The organism is Marinobacter sp. B-12 (assembly GCF_056857915.1).
In genome coordinates this window covers 16,562-35,125 of sequence record NZ_JBSXOB010000066.1, presented here as the reverse complement: position 1 = coordinate 35,125, position 18,564 = coordinate 16,562, and the positions used below count along the sequence as shown (strand labels likewise).

Below are 18,564 nucleotides of genomic sequence, written 5' to 3'. Positions count from 1 at the left end.
GTGCCTGGCGCTTATCCCGTGGGATCATGGGCATTTCTTCCGGTTTTTGAGCGAAACGGGGAGATTTATGGTGGGTATTATACCCCAGATCCTGGGCAACTCATTGCATTAATTCAGGTTTTTACTTTTGCAGGAGCGACTACTTCGGTTAGGCGTGCTAAACGATACCGAGGGATCCACCGAGACCGCTTGATAAAAATTGGTGGTGAACCCGCCCGTCTTCGCCTCCCGAAGACAGACAAACAGCGAGGTTGATACTGCGCGTCCTTTCGTCAGTGCAATCATCTTCATGCTTCCTTCAATATATGTCCGTATATACTGGAGAAGTCTATGTTACGGATTGTAAAGTGTCTGTAGTAAGAAACAGGCAAATCCTGCCTTAAAAAACCTACAGCGTTTTATCTCTCAGCCGGTGGCTCAGTAGAAAAATCCCGTTACGTGACTCCACACCGAGCTTTTCACAGAGGCGATTCACATAGGAACTAACGGTTTGCTGTTTCACTCCCAAAAAGTCACATATTTCCTTATTCGTCATGCCATCCCAAATCAGTTTTAGGGTTTGGCTTTCCCGCTGTGAAAGGGTATCCAAGGTGCTTTCACTGGACGACTTGGAGCTCGACAAAATACCCCCGGTCGCACCTCTGCCAACTCTGGTAATCAGGTGGAGAGCCTCGTCAAATCCTCGATGAAGGTCAATGTAACCAGCACAACCTTTCATTATCAGCACTTCAGGCGCCGACACTATGCCAATCACAATTATGTGTACGCCGGGAAAGCTAGCCATGATTTTCCGAATGTCTCTGAAACAAGATTGTTTGAGAAGATCGGCATCCACCAGGATTAAATCGGTCTCTTCCACGCTTTCCCAGAGTTCCACCAGCGATTCAACTTGGTTCGAAACGTAAAAGTCCGGTAGCTTGTTGATGCTGGAGCTAAACGCATCTGCAAGTATGCGAAAGGGATAGACGATAGTGACGCTTACATAGCCCATGTCGCCCTCCCTGATTCGGGCCCCATCAGGAGATCCCCTTTGAACCTTGCGTTGTCTGGCACCAGGAGTAGGCTGCCACCTAGCGGTTGGAGCTCCTGGATAACCAAAAGAAGAAGAGCGTTTCGCCGTATGGTTTTAGGATCCCGATCACCACACGGATCAAAAATGCTGTCCCCAAAAGGGGCGCCAGCATCAAAAGACAGAGATATCGTCCCGTTCGCGTGGCACTGTTTGAAAAAACTACTTCCCTGCCCTTCTGGGCATGCTTTGAGTAGCATCCACCAGTAAAAAAGCGCGCGTCGGCAGGGATCATTAAACTCTGACCCGAGCAACATCAAAGATTCGATGGATGAAAGAAAGTCGAGGATCAGCTCCTGTTCAGATGACGAATCTATCAGCAGCAAATCAGACCAATCGAATGGCCTGAAGAAGGCAGAAAGCTCCAAGGCCTGATAAAAAGAAGTTTGTACCGTGGAATTGAAACCCAAGGCCTCGCACATTTGTGCAACGCCTGAGATCCTGGACTTTTGAATAGATGACCAGCGATCGTTCCCCGCCGCAATACGCCGTAGCTCTCGGCTTCGCGCCTGCAGAAGTCTACCGTGTGCCCTTACTATAAAATCTCGGACCTCGTCCGGATCCCAAGGCTTTTCAAGGTATCCGTCAATACCCGCCTCATTCACACAAATTTGAAGTGGGCCCACATCCGCATAGGCCGTCATAACCAGCCTGCGTATTGGCGGATATCGCTTGCTAACCTCCTTTAAAACCTCGTCGCCAGTCATCCCAGGCATGCGTTGATCACTGATCAATACGTCAAACTGTTCACCGGCGTTCAGCGCGGTCAGCAACTCACTCCCTTTAAGAAAGGTCTTAATGTGAAAGTGCTCACCAAACTCCCATTGGAAAGCTCGCAATGTTCTTGGTTCGTCATCAACAAAGGCCACTCTAATCTGAGGGGTGCTCATACAGCAGGCCCCTCCACCATACGTTGAGCCGCCATAAGGGCGGAGTCTCGGAATAACTCTTTAATGGCTTTTGAGAGGCTGGCCAAATCAGAAATTCGAACCACACCGATCTGATTAACCGCGAGCTTGATCGCACCGGCAGACGGGTTTTCCGCGAGCAGTATTCGGTGTGTCGAAGTTTGGATCTGAACAGGGTTCTTGAGCCAGGCTAAAGGCGGCTCATGCAGTATAAGGATCGCGTCGACCGGAAATGACGGTAGCGGTTGGTCATAGGAGTGAAAAATGACGTCGTCGCCAGGGAGATGACGGCCGATCACATCAGGTTGCCCTGAAATACAGTGAATCACGCACAGTCCTTGTGGTGTTGGACGGTTTAAGGCGTCCATTTTTCTGCATCAGCAAAGTTAAATCTGCTGACTAGTGCCCATTTCAGCGATATGTTGTCCCGAATTGTGGCTCCGTGCCCGGAAATACCAATCGCCATCTAGTATTTTACACGCAAAGGATTTCAAAGGAAGATTTGGATATGGCGCCTCTGCCCCCAAGGGAAATAGCGATCAATGGTTTCAGATGCCTTGCATTCAATGAGAACGCGCCAGGCACTCCCGTTGTATTAATCCATGGTCTTCTTTGTTCTATTTATTTTTGGTGGCCTTCCCATCTATCTGTATTCGGCGACCGCCCAATCTTCGTCATTGGTTTGCCTGGTCACTATCCATCGGCCTCACTTAGCCCTTCATCAAAACTGTCCGCTGAGAGTCTTGCCAGTTCGGTACTTGAACAAATTAACCAGCTACTTGGATCCACGACATCGTTTATCCTGGTAGGACACTCAACAGGCGCGCATGCTGCGATAGCGGCCGCAGCCGTGGTGCCCGAGCGAGTTCGAGGTCTCGTATCAATAGGTGGAGCAGTAACCGGAAAGGAAGAAGGCGGCATCTACGCTGCTTTTCAATGGATGGCAAACAAGCTGGGCGGTTTAGGCCGAGCTTTGATTTCACCAACGTTGAGGGTCAGCTCCCTAACTTTGGGCGTTCACAAACTGTTCATTGGTGATGTACTGGCAGAGCCCAAAAGCGTCATCAATCGACCCGACTTTCAAGCCTACTTGCCCTACTATTTCCCCGCTCTTCAGAAAATCAGCGGCGTATCCATGGGCATCTATTTTAGAGACTTGGCCAACATGGACCTCAGCCACATCATTCCGAGCATTCAATGTCCAGTGTTGGTAATGTGTGGCAACCGCGACCCGTATGTGTCCCTAGAACGAACTAAAGAGCTTTCAGATCTATTCCCCAACAGTAGTCTGGCGCTCATTGATGGGAGTGGGCACATGCCGATGTTTGAAAACTGGCCTCAATACCAGTCCGCTATTGAATCCTTTATGGCCAGGGTGGGCCAAAGTAATGCTCAAGTCGCTCACGCGTAGCCTCACGCAGTTCAGCCCGGCTTTCGGTGATGTATCTCACTTAGAGCATTATCGCCCCGCTTATAAACAGAAAAACCTGGCTGATCGAGCTTACCTCAATCGAATTGGCTGCCTGATCTCGATTGTGATCGTAACTCTCGGCATCCCTCTGGATTACGTTGTTTACCCTGAGCAGTTTGTGCAGTTTGCGTTCCTGCGTGTCGCAGAAGTCGCTTTTCTTATGGCGATGTACTGCATTACCACCTTGCCATCCGTGAAGCCCTATCTATTCCTGGTCACAACAGCCTTCACTTCATCGGTTATTTTAACGGTAGTGATCATTATCTATCAGACTGATGGAGCGACTTCGACCTACTATGCCGGCATCAATCTTGTGTTGCTCGGCATCGGATTTATGTTGGGGCTCTCATTCAAAGAAGCGCTGTTCTACACCTGTTTAACCCTTGCAAGCTATTTGGCTGTAAGCGCAGCCTCCGGAATCCCTGACGGTGCTTGGCGCATCGTGATTAATAACTCTTACTTCATATTTCTCACCGGTGTAGTTGCCAACATTGCTGCTTACTTTTCAGAGCGAGAGCGTTTTTATACGTTTTGCCAAGAGCAGGAAATTCAGCGGAAGAATTCCGAGCTGAAGGAAATGGATCGCCTGAAATCAGAATTCCTTGCTAACGTCTCCCACGAGCTCCGCACGCCCCTTACAGTCATCGTTGGTCCTGCTAAACACCTGCTGGAAAACGAGGGCAACCAACTGTCCGAGCATTCCCGCGAGGTTATCGAGCGAATCGTCAGAAATGGCTCCCGATTGATTAAGCTGGTGAATGATGTTCTTGAAGTGATGAGCTTTGAGTCCGGCAAAAAGCACGCGAAACTCTCACCACTAGCCTTTGATCGCGTCGTTAAATCCACGGCGGACCAACTCTCGGCTCTATTCCACTCTCAAAGTGGGCGGAAACTCCAAGTAAACATTGGTGATGAGGTCATTCCCGTGATGGGCAGTGAAATGCAGCTGGAGCGTGTCTGCTTTAACCTCATACAGAACGCCTACAAGTTTTCGCCAGCAAAAAACGGAGAAGTCAGCGTGTCCCTGGTCAGGCAAGGGAGCAAGGCGGTGCTTACCGTGAAAGATAATGGCATTGGCATTGACCCGAAAGACCACAAAGTAATTTTCGAGAGATACCGTCAAGCCGACGGATCGCAGACCCGCCGGTACCACGGAACAGGCATAGGATTGGCCCTCGTTAGAGAGATCGTCTCAGCCCATGGCGGAAGCATCGATGTTTCCAGCAAACCCAATTTTGGAGCGACGTTTACTGTCTCCTTCCCTATTACAAACCAGTTAATCGATGAAACCTTCTCGACAGAGGATGAAAGAGTTGACCTTTTCCGAAGTGCAGAAGTTGACTGTCTCTACAGCTTCGAACAACGATCTGCCGTGAGCGCCGGCAATAAGCCATTGTGTCTCGTTGTTGATGATGAGCCAGATATGGCCGCCTATATCAGAACAGTGTTGGCGTCGGAATTCGAGGTACAGATCGCCGTTGACGCCTACGAGGGCCAGAAGCTGTTTGAGCAGACCAGGCCAAGCTGCGTGATCAGTGATCAGATGCTTCCTGGAATGAGTGGTGCGGAGTTTGTCGCCTGGTGCAGGCGCCAGCCGAATGGCCAAACAGTCCCGATCATTATGCTGACCGCTAAAAACGATCCACTGACAAAACAGGCGGCGATCGATGCGGGATCCGATGCATTTCTAGGAAAGCCGTTTGATGCAATCGCTCTCCGTAAATCGCTTGCCGACCTCATGAAAAGTTCGGATAGAGGCGTCATCGCCCGCTCGAAACTCGTAATCGTTGATGATGAGGACGACATCGCTGCAGTCCTAGTAGACCTCTTCCAAAGCAGCTACGACATTATTCGTGTTGCCGACGGGGGATCCGCGGTTGAAACCATACGTGAATGCCAACCCTCGGCTGTGCTTCTCGACCACATGCTGCCAGACAAAGATGGCATCGACATACTTACAGAGTTGAAAGCAAGCAACGAGCTGCGATCAATTCCCGTAATACTTCTCACAGCGAACACAAAGAGCAATGTTAAAGAGCAGGCTCTAAAGCTTGGCGTTGATGACTTTTTATCAAAGCCGTTTTCTGGCCCAGAACTCACCACGCGAGTTTTCAATTTAGTGCAACGCACTCGCCTCGAAAGGCTGCTGGAAAGCAAAAACAGCGAACTCGAAAAGGCAATCTGCGAACTCAAAGCCAGTGAGGCTCAACTAATCCACTCAGAGCGCTGGAGAACACTCAACCACTTTGCCGGCGCACTCATCCATGAAATTGGGAACCCTCTGAATTACGCCCTGTCTGCTGCGCGTGTAGCCGCTAACCACAGTGACGATGCCGTGCGGGTTGAAGCTTTGGCCGACGCCACAGAGGGGCTTCAACGCATTCAGCTAATGGTGCGCGAGCTTAGAGATTTCCTTGCCCCTACCGCAACGCCATCTTTAGAGCTGAGACCGATATCATTGGTGGAGGTAATTGCGCGGGCAGCAAAACTGAACGCAGATCGTATGAGCCAGGTGACGCTCTCTGTGAGGGACGTCGAAGTAGAGGTTGTGGCGTCTGACTCCGCGCTTATGCATGTTCTCGGGAATCTGATCGATAATGCCCTTTACGCCATTTTGGAGAAACCAGTGGCTGACCCCCGCATCGATATCCAGGGGGCAATTGATGAAGAAGGACGATTTGTAACCCTCTCAGTTTCCGACAATGGCCCAGGTGTCCCTGCACATCTTGGCTCACAAATCTTTGAGCCCTTCATCCACTCCAACAAATCAAGCGGCCTCGGCCTCGGCCTATCTATTTGCAAGACGCTCATCGATAAAATGGGTGGGCTTATCGTTCTGGAACCCACTGACCATGGGGCCACCTTTAAAATAACGCTGCCTCTCGCACATCAGAGCCAGCCATCCCCGCTACTTACTGCATTACCTGAAACCATCTAGCCTGCATGCCGTTTGGCGCTGGGTTGTATATCGCAAACGGATTAATTCATATAAAATTAATTGGTTTCGTACACAACTATAAATTCAATCGTAATTAATTGGATTGAATTCTCTAACCAGTTGCAGCACCGGACGCCGCCATGATTGCCACGCCGGTGTGCAAACAGTGAGGCAGTAGATGACGACCGCGAAAAAAGCTGAGAGAACCCTTCAACAAGTAAAAATGCCAGATGACCTTCACAGAGCAATCAAAATGAAGGCCGTGCAAGATGACGTTTTAATGCAAGAAGTGTTCGATGAAGCAATGGAGAAACTAATCGCGGACAGAAAAACCAAGAAGATCCAGTACCTTGCCTCCCCGCGCGAGGGCAAATCCAGATCCTTTTGGCTACGGGACTCTATACTTGCCGAAGTACAATCGGCGGCAGAGCAAGACGACGTGCCTGTAAACCGGGTCGAATACACTGCCCTGGTTCGCTTTTTCGAATAGCTCCCAAAATGTCAATTTCCTCGATAGTCTCGCAAAGTAACATTTTATTTTAGACATTTTCATATAATGCTATATAATTCCTGTTGATCCGTCGCGGCACGCCATGGACGGTGCCCATCAACTCACCAGGAAGCGACACCATTGGACACGCATGAGACTCTCAAGCAACTAAAGTTGGGTGAAGACACTCGATCTGCGTTGAAATCCTATGCTGCTCAAGAAGGGATTTTTTTAAAGCAACTCTACCGCGATGCCGTGAGTTGGTTTCTCGCATCAAACGACCCTGAATACCTTGCCTCTCCCCGCGACGGCGTCTATATCAGCATTTGGTTGCCGGACCCTATCGTCATGGAAGTGAAAACCCGAGCCGAAGAAGACAGTCAGCCGCAAAACCGCGTCATTTACACCTCCCTGGTGAAGTACCTCGCAAAGAAGTCGAAAAAAATCATATAAAATTATATACAAGCGTATAAACCTGCCCTATACTCCATCTGTGTAAGTCACCGCCTGTAGGTTGCACAGATTATATGAAAACGACTAACTCTATATTAATAGCGGCCGCACTCCTGAGCGGGATTACCACCCCCGCTCTGGCCAGCAAGCCCAAAAGCGAAGTGGTTTTCGATGAAGGCACTTGGGTCATTCTGGACCATGCTCGCCTCCCCAAGCCCAAGTTAGAAAAAATAGCGCGCGGTGTTCATATCGATCCTCGGCTCTTGCAGGAGCTGACCAAACCTCAATCACGGACGTCTTCCAAATGAAATGCTCTCGAATGATCTCGGCAATCCTTCTGATTGCGCTCTCAATCACAGCCCATGCAACGACCATCGAAGAGGTTAAGAACACCCTGGCTGCAAAGTTCACCAATTCTAAGATCCACGATGTCAGGCCTGGCCCTATCGATGGCCTTTACGAGGTGACGTTGAGCGGAGCCCAGGTGATTTACTTCTCGGCGGAAAACAATGCTCTGGTGTTCGGGGAGATTTATGACCTTGAAGGTCAGTCGCTAACTGCAGAAGCCATTGCGCGAGCAAACCGCCTCCGGCTTGAAGACCTCCCTTATGACCAGGCGCTCGTTCTTGGCCCCGAGGACGGCGTTCCCATTATCGAGTTCACAGACCCGGATTGCCCCTATTGCCTTCGCTACGACGAATTCATACGCGATTCGGCAGTACCAGTTAAGCGCGTGATTTTCTTCATGACAGCGATTCATCCTCAAACCGCACCGGCCAAAGCCCAACACATCCTGTGTTCGGAAGACAAAGCCGCTGCCTTTGATGACATCTATTTGCGTCGAATCAAGCCTACAGCGACCTGTGACACCGGTGCTGAGCAGCTTCAGGTTCACGCCAACGTATCGAGTCAGTGGCGAGTTCAAGGAACACCGACACTGATCCTCGATGGGAGCCCTGTGACGGGCTTTAGGAAAGAGGTAATCGCCAATTACCTCGCCAACAAAACCAAGGAGAGTTAAAAATGAAAGTGTCTGCTTCTCAAACTGCTCACGCAGAACTGTCTCGCCTGAGCGCCATTGCCAAAGCCCGTTTTGGCTCATTCCGCTCCGCTGCCCCGGTAGCTGCCGTACCCATGCTCGTGCTGGGTTCGATGACTGCCAGCGCAATCACAGCTCCAGCTGCCGGTACCTTCGCATTTGACCTGTACGACGTGGCTGTAAACGACATGCTGAAAGGCCCTGTTGGGTTCGTCGGCGGCCTGGCTGCGATTGTTCTTTCAGCAGTCCAGATCACCAAGAACTGGATGCTTGCTGCCGGTGGCGTTCTGGGCGGTACCGCCATGATCAAGGCTGACAGCATCACAACTTCGCTTGGCATGATCATCTAAGCGAGCAAAGACCGGAGGCCGACCATGAACGAATCACGACTACCGATTTACCTTCATCAGCCGCTTCAAGTCCTTTGGTTTGACGCGCATGAAATGGCGATCATCGTGATTTTTTATCTTGGCGCCGCCATCTTTGGTGGCCTCGCCTGGATAACGCTGTTCATTGGTCCGGCCCTCCTTATTCCTATGAAACGAAAACGCGCCCGAGGCTGGTTCAGCCATCTGGCCTATGCCAACGGGTTCTTTGAACTCAAAGGCTATCCCGTTCCCACTGCCACCAAATTTCACGAGTGACCCATGAAAAGTCTCTTCTCCAATCTGTTTGTCCAGGATTCGAGCAATGTCTTTGCCGAAAACCGGCTGCTCAAATTTGGGTTTGTGGCAGTGGTGATTTTTGCTGGTCTTCAGACAGCCACAATTTCATCGAAGCTAGATGAACAACGCGTTCACCTGATCCCCATTGGTGGGCAAGGCGACTTCGTTATATCAGGATCCACGGCATCTGATGATTACTTGCGCTCGATGAGTCGTTACATCGTTCATATGGCGGGCGACCTTTCAGCCGCCACTGCCAGAAGGCAGCTGAATGAGTTGTTGCCACTCATTCACCCCGACGAATACTCCCGTTATCGCGATCTATTTACCCGACTGGCAGATGGTATTGAGCGCTACCCGACAGTCTCCTATGTCGTTCAATGGCGCGGTAATCGAGACATTAAAAAAGTAGGCGACGACACCATTCACGTTGCTGGCGTGAAAAAGCGGATTGTTGGTGACTCGGTGACCAGCACGGAAAACGTCACCTACCAGATCTCTTATTCATTCGAGCAAGGAAGATTTTGGCTTACCGGCATCAAGGAGGTATCGAACGATGCTTAATAAACAATTTTTCAACGCGGCACTGGCCGTGATGTTAGTAAGCTTGCCGGCGCTTGCTCACACCCAGGTTGTGAAGCCTGATGTTGTCACACCAGTGGAAATGTCCAATCGAGACATCAACAGAGTTACCTGTGTCGACGGTGCAATTAACGATGCTTTTTTCTCTCAAGAGAAAGGGATCGTGGTTGAGAACAACGGGAATAATAGCTTCATCAAATTTCTGATTCAGGATGATGGGCTGCACCAGGAATATGTTTCAGCGCGATCCGAGTTCTATCTGGTTTGCGCCGGCGAGATTTACACCTTAATGGTGTCTCCAAAGGACATTCCCGGGCAAACAATCCGCCTTTCTACAGGCGCGAAAAACCGCATCAAAGACAACCAGGAACTGCTCTCTCCCCTTCCCGATGAAGAGCGCGCAGTCTATCTGACTATGGCGGCCCTTGAGGACGACATCCCGGACAGCTTTTCGGTCAGCACAAACACGAACAGTGAATGGGTGTCCCGCATGACCGCCGGCACGCCAAACACACAACTCGCGTTGCGCCGGACTATTCGAGTGGATGGGTTGGGGCTTTCCTTAAAAGAGTTTTTGGTCAGAACCAGCACCACGACCACCTTCAGCGAGACGGATTTCCTGAGCTCGGCCATTGGCGAATCGATCTTTGCGGTAACCATGGATCCGCTGAGCTTGGAACCTGGCCAAGTAGGCCGTTTGTTTGTGGTCTCTAAGGAGGGCTTCTGATGAAGACTTGGTGGAATGGCCTCGGAGCCGAAGACAGACTCAAGTACCGGAAATATAGCATTGCCGCTGGTTTCCTCGCTCTCTTGCTGTTCGTTTACTATGCCTCCGGTCAAGACGAAAAAGAGCCAGTCAAAGAGGTTGAAACGACAGACCTATCTCTAGGTGCCGATCTCCTGGAAGACGACATCCGTGCAAAAGTAGACAAGGATTTGAAGCACGTCGGCGAGACACTAGCCGAAATGGAGCGTCGACAACGCCAATATGACTCTCTGCTTGCGGCGCTTGAGACCTCTCAGAACGATTTGAAGCGGCAGGGTCAGGGTGAAGAAACCGAAAAAGAGGAAATGGTGAATCCCCTTTCCGACTTCGAAGCCCCGGAAGGCGGAGGCGAAGTATCTTATCCGGAGCCTCCAACCTATGTTCCCAGTTATAGCGCGTCCGAATCCTCCCTCAACGATATTCCGGTTGAAGCGAGAATTGTCGGCGGTATTGGCCGTGCCCCTGGTGCTGCCTTTCAACCGGAGACAGTTTCAAAAAAAAAGAATTCGATCTACATGCCACCCAGCCACATGCCTGCAATTCTGCTGACTGGTATTCGTGCCCTTACTTCGGAACTAGGTGACGCAAACCCTGAGCCTGTAATGCTTCGGGTTCAGGCGCCGGCGGTGCTTCCAAACAGTGTCAAAGCCAACCTGAAAGGCTGCTTTGTCATCGCCAATGCGACGGCAAATCTCGCTCAGGAGCGTGTAAACCTTCAGCTGGTCAGTCTTTCCTGCATGAGCCTGGATGGAACAGCGGTCATTGATCAGCCAGTTCAGGGGTTCGTCGCTGACAGTGACGGCGTGCGCGGGCTTACCGGTCCAGTTGTTTCAAAGATGGGCGCTCATGTAATGCGGATGATCGTCGCAGGCCTCTTCGAGGGAGCAGGAAACGGCATTGCGGGTGCGGCTGCTACAACCTCGACTTCGGCGCTTGGAACAACACAAATCGTCGACACAGACTCAATCGTTCAATCCGCCGGCGGTCAAGCTCTCAAGTCTGGCTCTGAAGCCGTCCAAAAACTGTTTTTGGATCTCGCAAAACAAACCGTTCCCATCATTGAGGTCGGCGCAGCCAAAAGGCTGACCGTGGTCATCCAGAAAGGAACGGATCTCAGCATTATGGAGAAAGGCTAATGAAAAAATTTACTCTGCTGTTAGCGGTTAGCCTCTTGGGCGGCTGTTCTCTGGTGCCTTATGAAAACGAGTTCTCCTGCAACCTACAGGACAACTTTGGAAAATGTATCTCTGTCGAAGATGCTTATGAGGAGGCGGTGACAGGGGTAGAAAAGTATCCGCACATGACCAGGGCGTCCGAGCAAGCGCGGCAAGCTAGAGCGGAGCGAAAAAACAAGTTGGCTGGATCCCAGCGTGTAAAGGAGCAACCAATCGCTGTGTCGACATCCTATGACGCGCCGACGCCCTCTCACACAGAAGATCCTTCTTTTGCGCCCCCTCAGTCAGCATACAGCGGCTACCGCGACCAGGTTTATGATCAGCTTGGAACCATGATTCAGGCGCCTCGGACGCCTATGATCAAACCTCCGCGCTCAGTCCGCACCATGATTCTTCCCTACTCCAGTGAACTGAAACGCAACCGGCTATACATGCCCCGATTCGTATACAGCATTGTCGAGGAACCGCGTTTCGTTATGGGCCAATACCTTTATAAGAAGCCGGAGCTTACTGACTCTCTGATTGACCAGGTGCAAGGGAGCAACCAATGAACGCTGAAGAGAAAGTAGGCCCCCTCTCAAGAATCTGGTCGTTGATCGTTGGCGACAATGGCGGCATCACGCACAGGGACCTTGAGCAAGAGCTTCGCCGAAACAAATTTTCTGACTTTTTACCATGGGTAAATTTCGATGAAGAGCTTGGCGCCTTCCAGACCCTGGATAACCGCTACGGCTACCTTTTCGAGATCTGCCCTCTCACCTTTTTGGGCGGGCGTGACCTTAAACAATTAGAAACGTTTTTATCGGTCACTTACCCGAAAAGAACCCAGATCCAAATCATGCTGGCGCCTGATCACAATGTGAACGGCATCCTTCAGGCCTATTCGCGCAACAAACAGCGCCGAACTCCTCTGCTCCAGAAATCCATTGAGCAATACACCAGCTTCCTAAAAGCCGGCACTAAGGGAATGCGGTGCTATCACGGCATTCCCGTTCGAAATTGGCGAGCGTTTGTCTGCATCAAGACTGTGAAACCTCTATCAAGTGAAGTGCTGTCGATCGCTGAAGAAACCTTGCAAGCCGCCCATCTTGCGCCAGCGCGGATGGGGGCAAATCATCTAGTTGCCTGGGCACGGCAGTTTTTCAACGATGCCGACGCCGATCCGAACGGCAATGTTGATTCCCGCCTTCCGCTGCGAAAGCAGATCATCAATGCTGAAACCAAAATTGAGTTCTCAGGTGGCGAAAAACCCTTTCGCTTGGGCAAGCGCTTTGGTCGAGTGATTACGCCAAAGGTTAACGCAAAATCCATCGATACCTTCACCACCAACACCCTGACCGGTGGCGTAATGGGCGCACCGGATGATCCCGATCAGATAACCACGCCTTTTATTTTCAGCCTGAACATTGTTTTCGAAGACATAAAAACCTCTCTGCACCAAAAGGCCAGCGCCACCATGGCGCAAAAAGGCACAGGCTCTTTTGCAAAGGCCATTCAGAAAAGAACTGAGGAGTTTAGCTGGGCTCTGGACAAGCTCGAATCGGAACGGTTTATGACAATCATTCCATCCTTGGTCATCCTCGGAGATACCGAAGCTGAATGCATTGATTCGGTGTCGCGCGCCCGTCGACTCTGGGAATCCAAAGATTTCGTGATGCAGGAAGAATCGGTGCTTGAGAAACCGATGCTGATTGCCTCATTGCCGTTCGGTCTCTATGACATCGATAAAAACATCGGCTTGCTAGACCGACATTTCTACGCGCCACTGAGCGCCGTGGCTCGTTTCATGCCCATTCAAGGCGATTTTCGAGGATCCAGCGACCCCGCCCTACTCTACGTCGGGCGCAAAGGGCAGCTGGTCGGCATGGACGTGTTCGACAAGCGAGCACCCAACCATAACTTCCTCATTGCCGCCGGTTCGGGTGCGGGCAAGTCCTACACGCTCAACGATCTCTGCAAAAACTATTACGCTGCAGGCTCATTGGTTCGAGTAACCGACATTGGTTACAGCCTTCAGAAGCAATGCGATATGGTCGGCGGCCGGTTTATGGATTTCGGCAAAGAGCGGATCACGATCAATCCGTTCAACACCAACTCCAAGGATGAGGATGACCGAAACGCGGACCTCATGACCACCGCCAACATCCTCGCTGAAATGGCATATTCCGCTTCTCGCCAAGCGCTGCACGAAACGGAATGGACGTTGATCAAGGAAGCCGTTCGTTGGACTGCAGACCGCGGCGACATCGTCAACGGAATCGATGCTGTTCAACACTACTTGAAGTCTTATCCAAAACTCGCCTCTGACCAGGGCGAACCGCTGCCTAGTGCGGTCTCCAAGGCTCACGAACTCGCCTTCAACCTGCACGATTTCACGACGAAAGGCGTGTACGGGCGTTTTTTCAATGGCGCCGGCGGATTCGATATTTCGAACGATGGTTTCGTAGTCCTGGAGCTTGAAAAGCTTTCAGGTCAAGCCGAGCTGTTCAACGTGGTGATTATGCAGGTGATGAACTCGGTCACCCAGGATCTTTACCTTTCCGATCGCTCCGAACAACGCTTCGTGCTGTTCGAAGAGGCCTGGCGATACTTTTCAGATTCCCGGGGGGAGGAGAACAACCGACTCGGCAACCTGATTGAAGAGGGCTATCGCCGCGCCCGCAAGTACTCCGGGGCCTTTGGCATTGTTACGCAGAGTCCGCTGGATCTCCGGAAATTCGGCCCTGTCGGACAGGTCATCAAGAATAACGCTGCATTCAAGTTTTACCTTGAATGCGAGGACTACGCGAAGGCTGTAGATGAAGGGGTTCTCGACTACGAGGGCCTGGCTGTCGATCTCCTGACCTCCGTAAAAGCCAACAAACCCAAATACTCTGAGATCTTCTTTGATACGCCGTTTGGCCGGGGTATCGGCAGGCTGTCTGTGGATCCCTGGAATCACTGGATCGCAACGTCCGACGGCAAGGAGGTTGCCAAATATAACGCACTGATTGCTCAGGGTATGACGCCAGCTCAGGCGGTGTCCAAACTATCCGGAGTGCCACTTTAATGGATCGCTGGATTCTGCTCGTCCTCATAGGACTTTTACCGGGATTTGTATCGGCAGATCCGGCATCCGTCACTGAGGCCGAGACCACTGTGGGCAATGCTAGAAGCAGCTACGGAAGCGCCGAAGCCATCCAACAGAACTTCACTACACCTCTGATGTCTGCCGACGCCATGAAGACGTTCGATGGCCAGAGCTTCGATGCCAATTTGGGCTGCAGCGGCTCTCAGAAGTTTTTGGAAATATTCGTTGCACCCTCGGCCAGCGGTGACATTGGCACCTTAACGGTCTCTCAAGATAGCGACCTGGACGGCACGATTGATCGGGTATTTACACCAGGGGTTCCGGTGTCCGGTGTATGTGCAAACGGAGCTGTTTCGTGTAACGCAGGGACCTGGGACAACTGCTCGGGACTGTCTTGGGTGGTGAATGGCTCAGGCGAAATCGGCATGACCCCGATTCCCCTAAACAAGCTGGGCGGCTGCTATTGCGTGAATAACTCATGCGGGAGTGGCCTAGTTATGAGCAACTTGGACAAAGTCCTTAATGATTTGGGGGGAGGCGCAACCGGTGCGCTGACATCGCAAATGGACTATCTCACGGTTTCCGAAGTGGGTGTGACCGGGCCGATGATTAAGTTTTACGCACAGAAGGCCGGTGACTGCGCTGCGGGCTCGCCAATGCTGAAAGCCTACAACAGCACGCCGGGTAACCTCGCCAGCGATGCTTTCTCCGCCTCTGCCGCTGATCCGGAATTTAATTTGATTACGACATCTCCGGCCGCTACAGCGGACCCTGTCCAAATCAAAACCTGCCAAATAACCCGGAACGTGCCAGTGGAAGAAGTCACACTGAACGACATCATTGAATATGCCGGCGGTTCTGGAAACATTTTTCCATGCGGCCCAGATTGCCTTCAGCTTTCATTAGGGCAAGTTGGCGACAACTATTGGGCCGGTAGCTGCAGAATGTATGAGCGCCAGGTTCAATTCAATGTCTTGGACCCAAGCCGGATTTTGGAAGCAAAAATCAACTACGCAAAATTCGATGACTGGATGCAGATCTACGCCGATGCCGACCTGCTTTGGAATGGCCCCTACGGAAACTGGACGGGTACCGGACGACCACCGGGTGCTTGCGAGCTCTCAACCAACTGGGTCCGCTCGCCAAATGTCGACTTTAAGAGTTATCTGACGGGTGGACCCGTCGACTTCAAAATTAGAGTGGAAGTTACGGGGAATGGCGAAGGCTACGCGCTCGCAAAAATAAAGGTCGATACCGACTGTAAACTCAAACCTGACACCATTTCAAACAGCTGTAGTGCATACCAAAGTGACCCTGAATGCACACTCATGGAAGAACAAGTGGACGGGGTTTGGACATATCAGAATTTCGTCAATACCGGTCTTACTCCGTTGCCGTCCACCCAAGTGATCAATGGTTCAACCTGCTCGTTTACACCTACACGCCCCTGGTGGCAAAAAACGCGCAAATATCGCTGTCAGGTCACCGGTACATACGACTTCGATGACGCCCTCGAACGGGCTGACAACGTTCAAGCAAGCACCACGAACACTGGCTATCAAGACTATTTGAAGCAGTCTAACGGTAGTGTTCTGACGCCGACAGAAAGCCTTTCTGTTCTGGAAGAGGTTTCAGTGCCTGCCTGCACACAGGCATGCAAGACCAGAAAGCCGCGCTTAGCAACTGACGCGGTTCAGAACGGCGTCGTGCAGGAGAACCGCACAGACCCCAACACCTTCGATTACTTCTTCCACGAGTGTTCCGCTGGCGTTTGTCCGGCTGGACCCGGAGAGACAGTCGTTCAGTCGTGTGGATGTCTTAATGAATTCGCAGAAGCCGCAGCAACATTGCAGGCCGTTCGCCAAGCATCAAGGGATACGATATGCAGTTCAGGCACAGCCAACCCGCTTTAATTGGACTTTTAAGCCTCTTTCTCCCTCTCGGCTCAGTTTATGCGGCCAACTGGTCCTGTGGCCAAGATCTCAATATGAATGGTGATCTTGGCCAACCAGGTGAGACGGCTTCATGTTTTGAATCGCCAAGCGGGGGAGCGCTATGTCCAATTTCCGCCGTTGACTGTAGCTCAAGTCAACAAATGGTCTGCACGAACCCGGTTGCTTTGAATTTTGATGTGAAAGTCGCTCGGCAATTCGGGTCCTTCACGGTCGGATTCGATCTCAAGACTGGTGCCGTAACATCAGGCCCCACTGGCTTGGTCGCACAGATCCCAACGCTCGATTTCGACAGCATTTGCACAAACAACAATCCGATCAGTGCTACTGGTTCCACAACTTGGGACGCCCCGAGCCTATCCGGTACCAACTTCCTGGGCACAACGCTTGTGAACCTAGTGACCACCCCAAGCTGTGCAAACGGTTTAGTCGGCACAATCCAGATCACTGACAATTACACTGGGGGCCTCCCCTCACAAACAGGCGGACAAGTTTCTTTCTCTACCACATCTGAAACCTGCGCCCTAGAAACCCAACACGCCTGCCCTTTAGGTAACAGCTATTCCTGCATGGAAAACGCCGCCGGACAACAACAGTGCAGCCCCAATGCCTGTGTTGATCTGGCAACCCAAGTGCCGGTGGTCGACGACATCGATACTGGAATGTATCAGGACGATGGCACGACCGCAGCCGATGGAACCTGCCTGGGACAGATGATGATTTTTGCAGGTAGAGCAATGAGGTGTGATAAAGCAGGAGTATCTACCGCGTTCCAGAATTGCTGCAAAAACACAGGCAAAGTGCTTGCGGATGACACCGGCGACTCTGGTTCCCCGACCCAGATGATTACTTCAGTCTACGACTCGATTACGCAGGGCAAATCGGAGTATGAAGCTGCGTTGGCCGCCGGCGCACCTACGATGGTGGCGGCGAATGCGGCGGCCACGGTGGCTGGGGATGTCATGTCAAACTATGGCGTAGTCGTAGATCCAACGGCCATGGTCGGCGCTGTAATCGACTACTTCACACAGTCCTGCGATCAAACATCTACGGAAACGGGTGTTCTTAATGGCTCAGGGTTTTGCTACGAGATTGGAGAATACTGCCGGGAAGAATGGGAATTTGTTGGGTGCGTCCAAAAAGCAAAATCGTATTGCTGTTTCAATTCGAAAATGGGTCGCATCATCCATCAACAAGGCCGAGCGCAGCTCAACTCTGTGGCCGGCTTCGGTACCCCGGAAGCTCCGAACTGTCGCGGGCTGACACCCGAGGAGTTCCAATCAATCGACTTTTCTAAGATCGATTTCAGCGAATATTACGGTGACCTGGTACCAGACACCATGACTCAAATTGAAGGGAAGATTTCTAATGGTGTTACGGATTTTTATAACAGTAATCAGTAGCTGTCTTGCCGGATCCCTGATTGCCGCCGAATCCCAAGTTCTTGGGCGCACCTATGAGATTGTTGAACCGGATGCACTGACTGAGATCCAGAGCAAGGTGGCTCAAGTTGATTGGGAAACAGTGATGAGTGACGGTGTTGCGCGCAATGCTGCCGCGCAAGCCGTGTCTCTGCCTCGCGCGCGGGAAGACCGCATTCGGTACCACATTCCTTATTACACGGCCGAATTCGATGTTAAGGACCAAAATGGGCAAATCATCTATCCAAAGGGATTCCAATTTAATCCCCTGGAGCATGTTCGTCTTCCCCAGCGGCTTATGTTTATCTCAAAAGATGACCTTGCCTGGGCACAGGTTCACCTGAAATCCACGGATATGGTCATGATCACCTCAGGTGATTACCGGGATATCGCCATGGCTTTGCAGCGCCCTGTTTTCATTCTTACCCCTCCTGTTCGCGACCGTCTCTCACTGCAGTTTGTTCCATCGATCGTGACACAAGAGGGCAGCACCCTCCGAATCGAAGAACACTCGATCAATCTCTAAATTTCATATAGTGCTATATACTCACATATATTGTTAGGC

The 18,564-nt window shown here is 51.4% G+C and carries 18 protein-coding genes; 15 read left to right on the top strand and 3 right to left on the bottom strand.

The genetic code is table 11. The annotated features are described in order from the left end of the window. Positions 1-388 precede the first annotated feature (388 nt). From AC13D2_RS21140 to AC13D2_RS21130, 3 genes are read right to left on the bottom strand one after another with little or no spacing between them, the layout of a single operon-like run. A complete protein-coding gene (locus AC13D2_RS21140; RefSeq protein ID WP_091643602.1) occupies positions 389-991 on the bottom strand; it encodes a helix-turn-helix transcriptional regulator in 603 nt (200 codons plus the stop codon). After that, positions 979-1,959 carry a response regulator gene (locus tag AC13D2_RS21135; protein WP_482939125.1) on the bottom strand — a complete coding sequence of 327 codons (981 nt, stop codon included), beginning with the start codon at positions 1,957-1,959 and terminating at the stop codon, positions 979-981. The genes AC13D2_RS21140 and AC13D2_RS21135 overlap by 13 nt, the downstream gene beginning before the upstream one ends. Next, entirely contained in the window at positions 1,956-2,306 is a 351-nt protein-coding gene (locus AC13D2_RS21130) for a hypothetical protein (protein WP_482939124.1), read from the bottom strand. Before AC13D2_RS21130 ends, AC13D2_RS21135 begins: the two co-directional genes overlap by 4 nt. Before the next feature lie 179 nt (positions 2,307-2,485). On the opposite strand from AC13D2_RS21130, the gene AC13D2_RS21125 reads away from it, so the two are divergent. The 15 genes from AC13D2_RS21125 to AC13D2_RS21055 all read left to right on the top strand — a co-directional run bounded on the left by AC13D2_RS21125 (position 2,486) and on the right by AC13D2_RS21055 (position 18,525). Then, on the top strand, positions 2,486-3,388 hold the full coding sequence (locus AC13D2_RS21125; protein WP_482939123.1) for an alpha/beta fold hydrolase: 903 nt from the start codon (positions 2,486-2,488) through the stop codon (positions 3,386-3,388). Next, the gene (locus AC13D2_RS21120; protein ID WP_177190647.1) at positions 3,366-6,386 is read left to right on the top strand and encodes an ATP-binding protein; all 3,021 of its coding nucleotides are present in this window, start codon (positions 3,366-3,368) and stop codon (positions 6,384-6,386) included. Before AC13D2_RS21125 ends, AC13D2_RS21120 begins: the two co-directional genes overlap by 23 nt. Before the next feature lie 178 nt (positions 6,387-6,564). Beyond that, on the top strand, positions 6,565-6,876 hold the full coding sequence (locus AC13D2_RS21115; protein WP_153634967.1) for a hypothetical protein: 312 nt from the start codon (positions 6,565-6,567) through the stop codon (positions 6,874-6,876). A 141-nt stretch (positions 6,877-7,017) separates the two neighbouring features. Continuing rightward, the gene (locus AC13D2_RS21110) at positions 7,018-7,329 is read left to right on the top strand and encodes a hypothetical protein (protein WP_153634976.1); all 312 of its coding nucleotides are present in this window, start codon (positions 7,018-7,020) and stop codon (positions 7,327-7,329) included. 319 nt (positions 7,330-7,648) lie between these two features. Next, entirely contained in the window at positions 7,649-8,350 is a 702-nt protein-coding gene (locus AC13D2_RS21105; RefSeq protein WP_482939122.1) for a DsbC family protein, read from the top strand. Between the two features lie 2 nt (positions 8,351-8,352). Then, complete coding sequence (locus tag AC13D2_RS21100) at positions 8,353-8,718, top strand: hypothetical protein (protein WP_211285864.1); 366 nt, start codon at positions 8,353-8,355, stop codon at positions 8,716-8,718. Positions 8,719-8,742: 24 nt separating this feature from the next. Beyond that, entirely contained in the window at positions 8,743-9,012 is a 270-nt protein-coding gene (locus AC13D2_RS21095) for a type IV conjugative transfer system protein TraL (protein ID WP_091643629.1), read from the top strand. Between the two features lie 3 nt (positions 9,013-9,015). Next, on the top strand, positions 9,016-9,597 hold the full coding sequence (locus AC13D2_RS21090; RefSeq protein ID WP_091643631.1) for a TraE/TraK family type IV conjugative transfer system protein: 582 nt from the start codon (positions 9,016-9,018) through the stop codon (positions 9,595-9,597). Beyond that, complete coding sequence (locus tag AC13D2_RS21085; RefSeq protein ID WP_482939121.1) at positions 9,590-10,342, top strand: TraK domain-containing protein; 753 nt, start codon at positions 9,590-9,592, stop codon at positions 10,340-10,342. The genes AC13D2_RS21090 and AC13D2_RS21085 overlap by 8 nt, the downstream gene beginning before the upstream one ends. Then, a complete protein-coding gene (locus AC13D2_RS21080) occupies positions 10,342-11,517 on the top strand; it encodes a TraB/VirB10 family protein (protein WP_482939120.1) in 1,176 nt (391 codons plus the stop codon). Before AC13D2_RS21085 ends, AC13D2_RS21080 begins: the two co-directional genes overlap by 1 nt. Further along, the gene (locus AC13D2_RS21075; RefSeq protein WP_091643639.1) at positions 11,517-12,107 is read left to right on the top strand and encodes a TraV family lipoprotein; all 591 of its coding nucleotides are present in this window, start codon (positions 11,517-11,519) and stop codon (positions 12,105-12,107) included. Before AC13D2_RS21080 ends, AC13D2_RS21075 begins: the two co-directional genes overlap by 1 nt. After that, complete coding sequence (locus tag AC13D2_RS21070; protein ID WP_482939119.1) at positions 12,104-14,605, top strand: TraC family protein; 2,502 nt, start codon at positions 12,104-12,106, stop codon at positions 14,603-14,605. Before AC13D2_RS21075 ends, AC13D2_RS21070 begins: the two co-directional genes overlap by 4 nt. Next, positions 14,605-16,539: a hypothetical protein gene (locus AC13D2_RS21065; RefSeq protein WP_482939118.1), complete on the top strand. Its 1,935-nt coding sequence runs from the start codon at positions 14,605-14,607 to the stop codon at positions 16,537-16,539. The genes AC13D2_RS21070 and AC13D2_RS21065 overlap by 1 nt, the downstream gene beginning before the upstream one ends. Continuing rightward, positions 16,509-17,981: a conjugal transfer protein TraN gene (gene traN / locus AC13D2_RS21060; RefSeq protein WP_482939117.1), complete on the top strand. Its 1,473-nt coding sequence runs from the start codon at positions 16,509-16,511 to the stop codon at positions 17,979-17,981. The genes AC13D2_RS21065 and traN overlap by 31 nt, the downstream gene beginning before the upstream one ends. Next, the gene (locus tag AC13D2_RS21055) at positions 17,947-18,525 is read left to right on the top strand and encodes a conjugal transfer protein TraW (protein WP_104272305.1); all 579 of its coding nucleotides are present in this window, start codon (positions 17,947-17,949) and stop codon (positions 18,523-18,525) included. The genes traN and AC13D2_RS21055 overlap by 35 nt, the downstream gene beginning before the upstream one ends. Positions 18,526-18,564: the final 39 nt, after the last annotated feature.

Coding starts and splice junctions, on each gene's coding strand:
- AC13D2_RS21075 (WP_091643639.1), top strand. CDS start 11,517: ATGAAAAAATTTACTCTGCTGTTAGCGGTTAGCCTCTTGGGCGGCTGT.
- AC13D2_RS21140 (WP_091643602.1), bottom strand. CDS start 991: ATGGGCTATGTAAGCGTCACTATCGTCTATCCCTTTCGCATACTTGCA.
- AC13D2_RS21135 (WP_482939125.1), bottom strand. CDS start 1,959: ATGAGCACCCCTCAGATTAGAGTGGCCTTTGTTGATGACGAACCAAGA.
- AC13D2_RS21090 (WP_091643631.1), top strand. CDS start 9,016: ATGAAAAGTCTCTTCTCCAATCTGTTTGTCCAGGATTCGAGCAATGTC.
- AC13D2_RS21070 (WP_482939119.1), top strand. CDS start 12,104: ATGAACGCTGAAGAGAAAGTAGGCCCCCTCTCAAGAATCTGGTCGTTG.
- AC13D2_RS21065 (WP_482939118.1), top strand. CDS start 14,605: ATGGATCGCTGGATTCTGCTCGTCCTCATAGGACTTTTACCGGGATTT.
- AC13D2_RS21095 (WP_091643629.1), top strand. CDS start 8,743: ATGAACGAATCACGACTACCGATTTACCTTCATCAGCCGCTTCAAGTC.
- AC13D2_RS21100 (WP_211285864.1), top strand. CDS start 8,353: ATGAAAGTGTCTGCTTCTCAAACTGCTCACGCAGAACTGTCTCGCCTG.
- AC13D2_RS21115 (WP_153634967.1), top strand. CDS start 6,565: ATGACGACCGCGAAAAAAGCTGAGAGAACCCTTCAACAAGTAAAAATG.
- traN (WP_482939117.1), top strand. CDS start 16,509: ATGCAGTTCAGGCACAGCCAACCCGCTTTAATTGGACTTTTAAGCCTC.
- AC13D2_RS21105 (WP_482939122.1), top strand. CDS start 7,649: ATGATCTCGGCAATCCTTCTGATTGCGCTCTCAATCACAGCCCATGCA.
- AC13D2_RS21120 (WP_177190647.1), top strand. CDS start 3,366: ATGCTCAAGTCGCTCACGCGTAGCCTCACGCAGTTCAGCCCGGCTTTC.
- AC13D2_RS21085 (WP_482939121.1), top strand. CDS start 9,590: ATGCTTAATAAACAATTTTTCAACGCGGCACTGGCCGTGATGTTAGTA.
- AC13D2_RS21125 (WP_482939123.1), top strand. CDS start 2,486: ATGGCGCCTCTGCCCCCAAGGGAAATAGCGATCAATGGTTTCAGATGC.
- AC13D2_RS21055 (WP_104272305.1), top strand. CDS start 17,947: ATGGTGTTACGGATTTTTATAACAGTAATCAGTAGCTGTCTTGCCGGA.
- AC13D2_RS21080 (WP_482939120.1), top strand. CDS start 10,342: ATGAAGACTTGGTGGAATGGCCTCGGAGCCGAAGACAGACTCAAGTAC.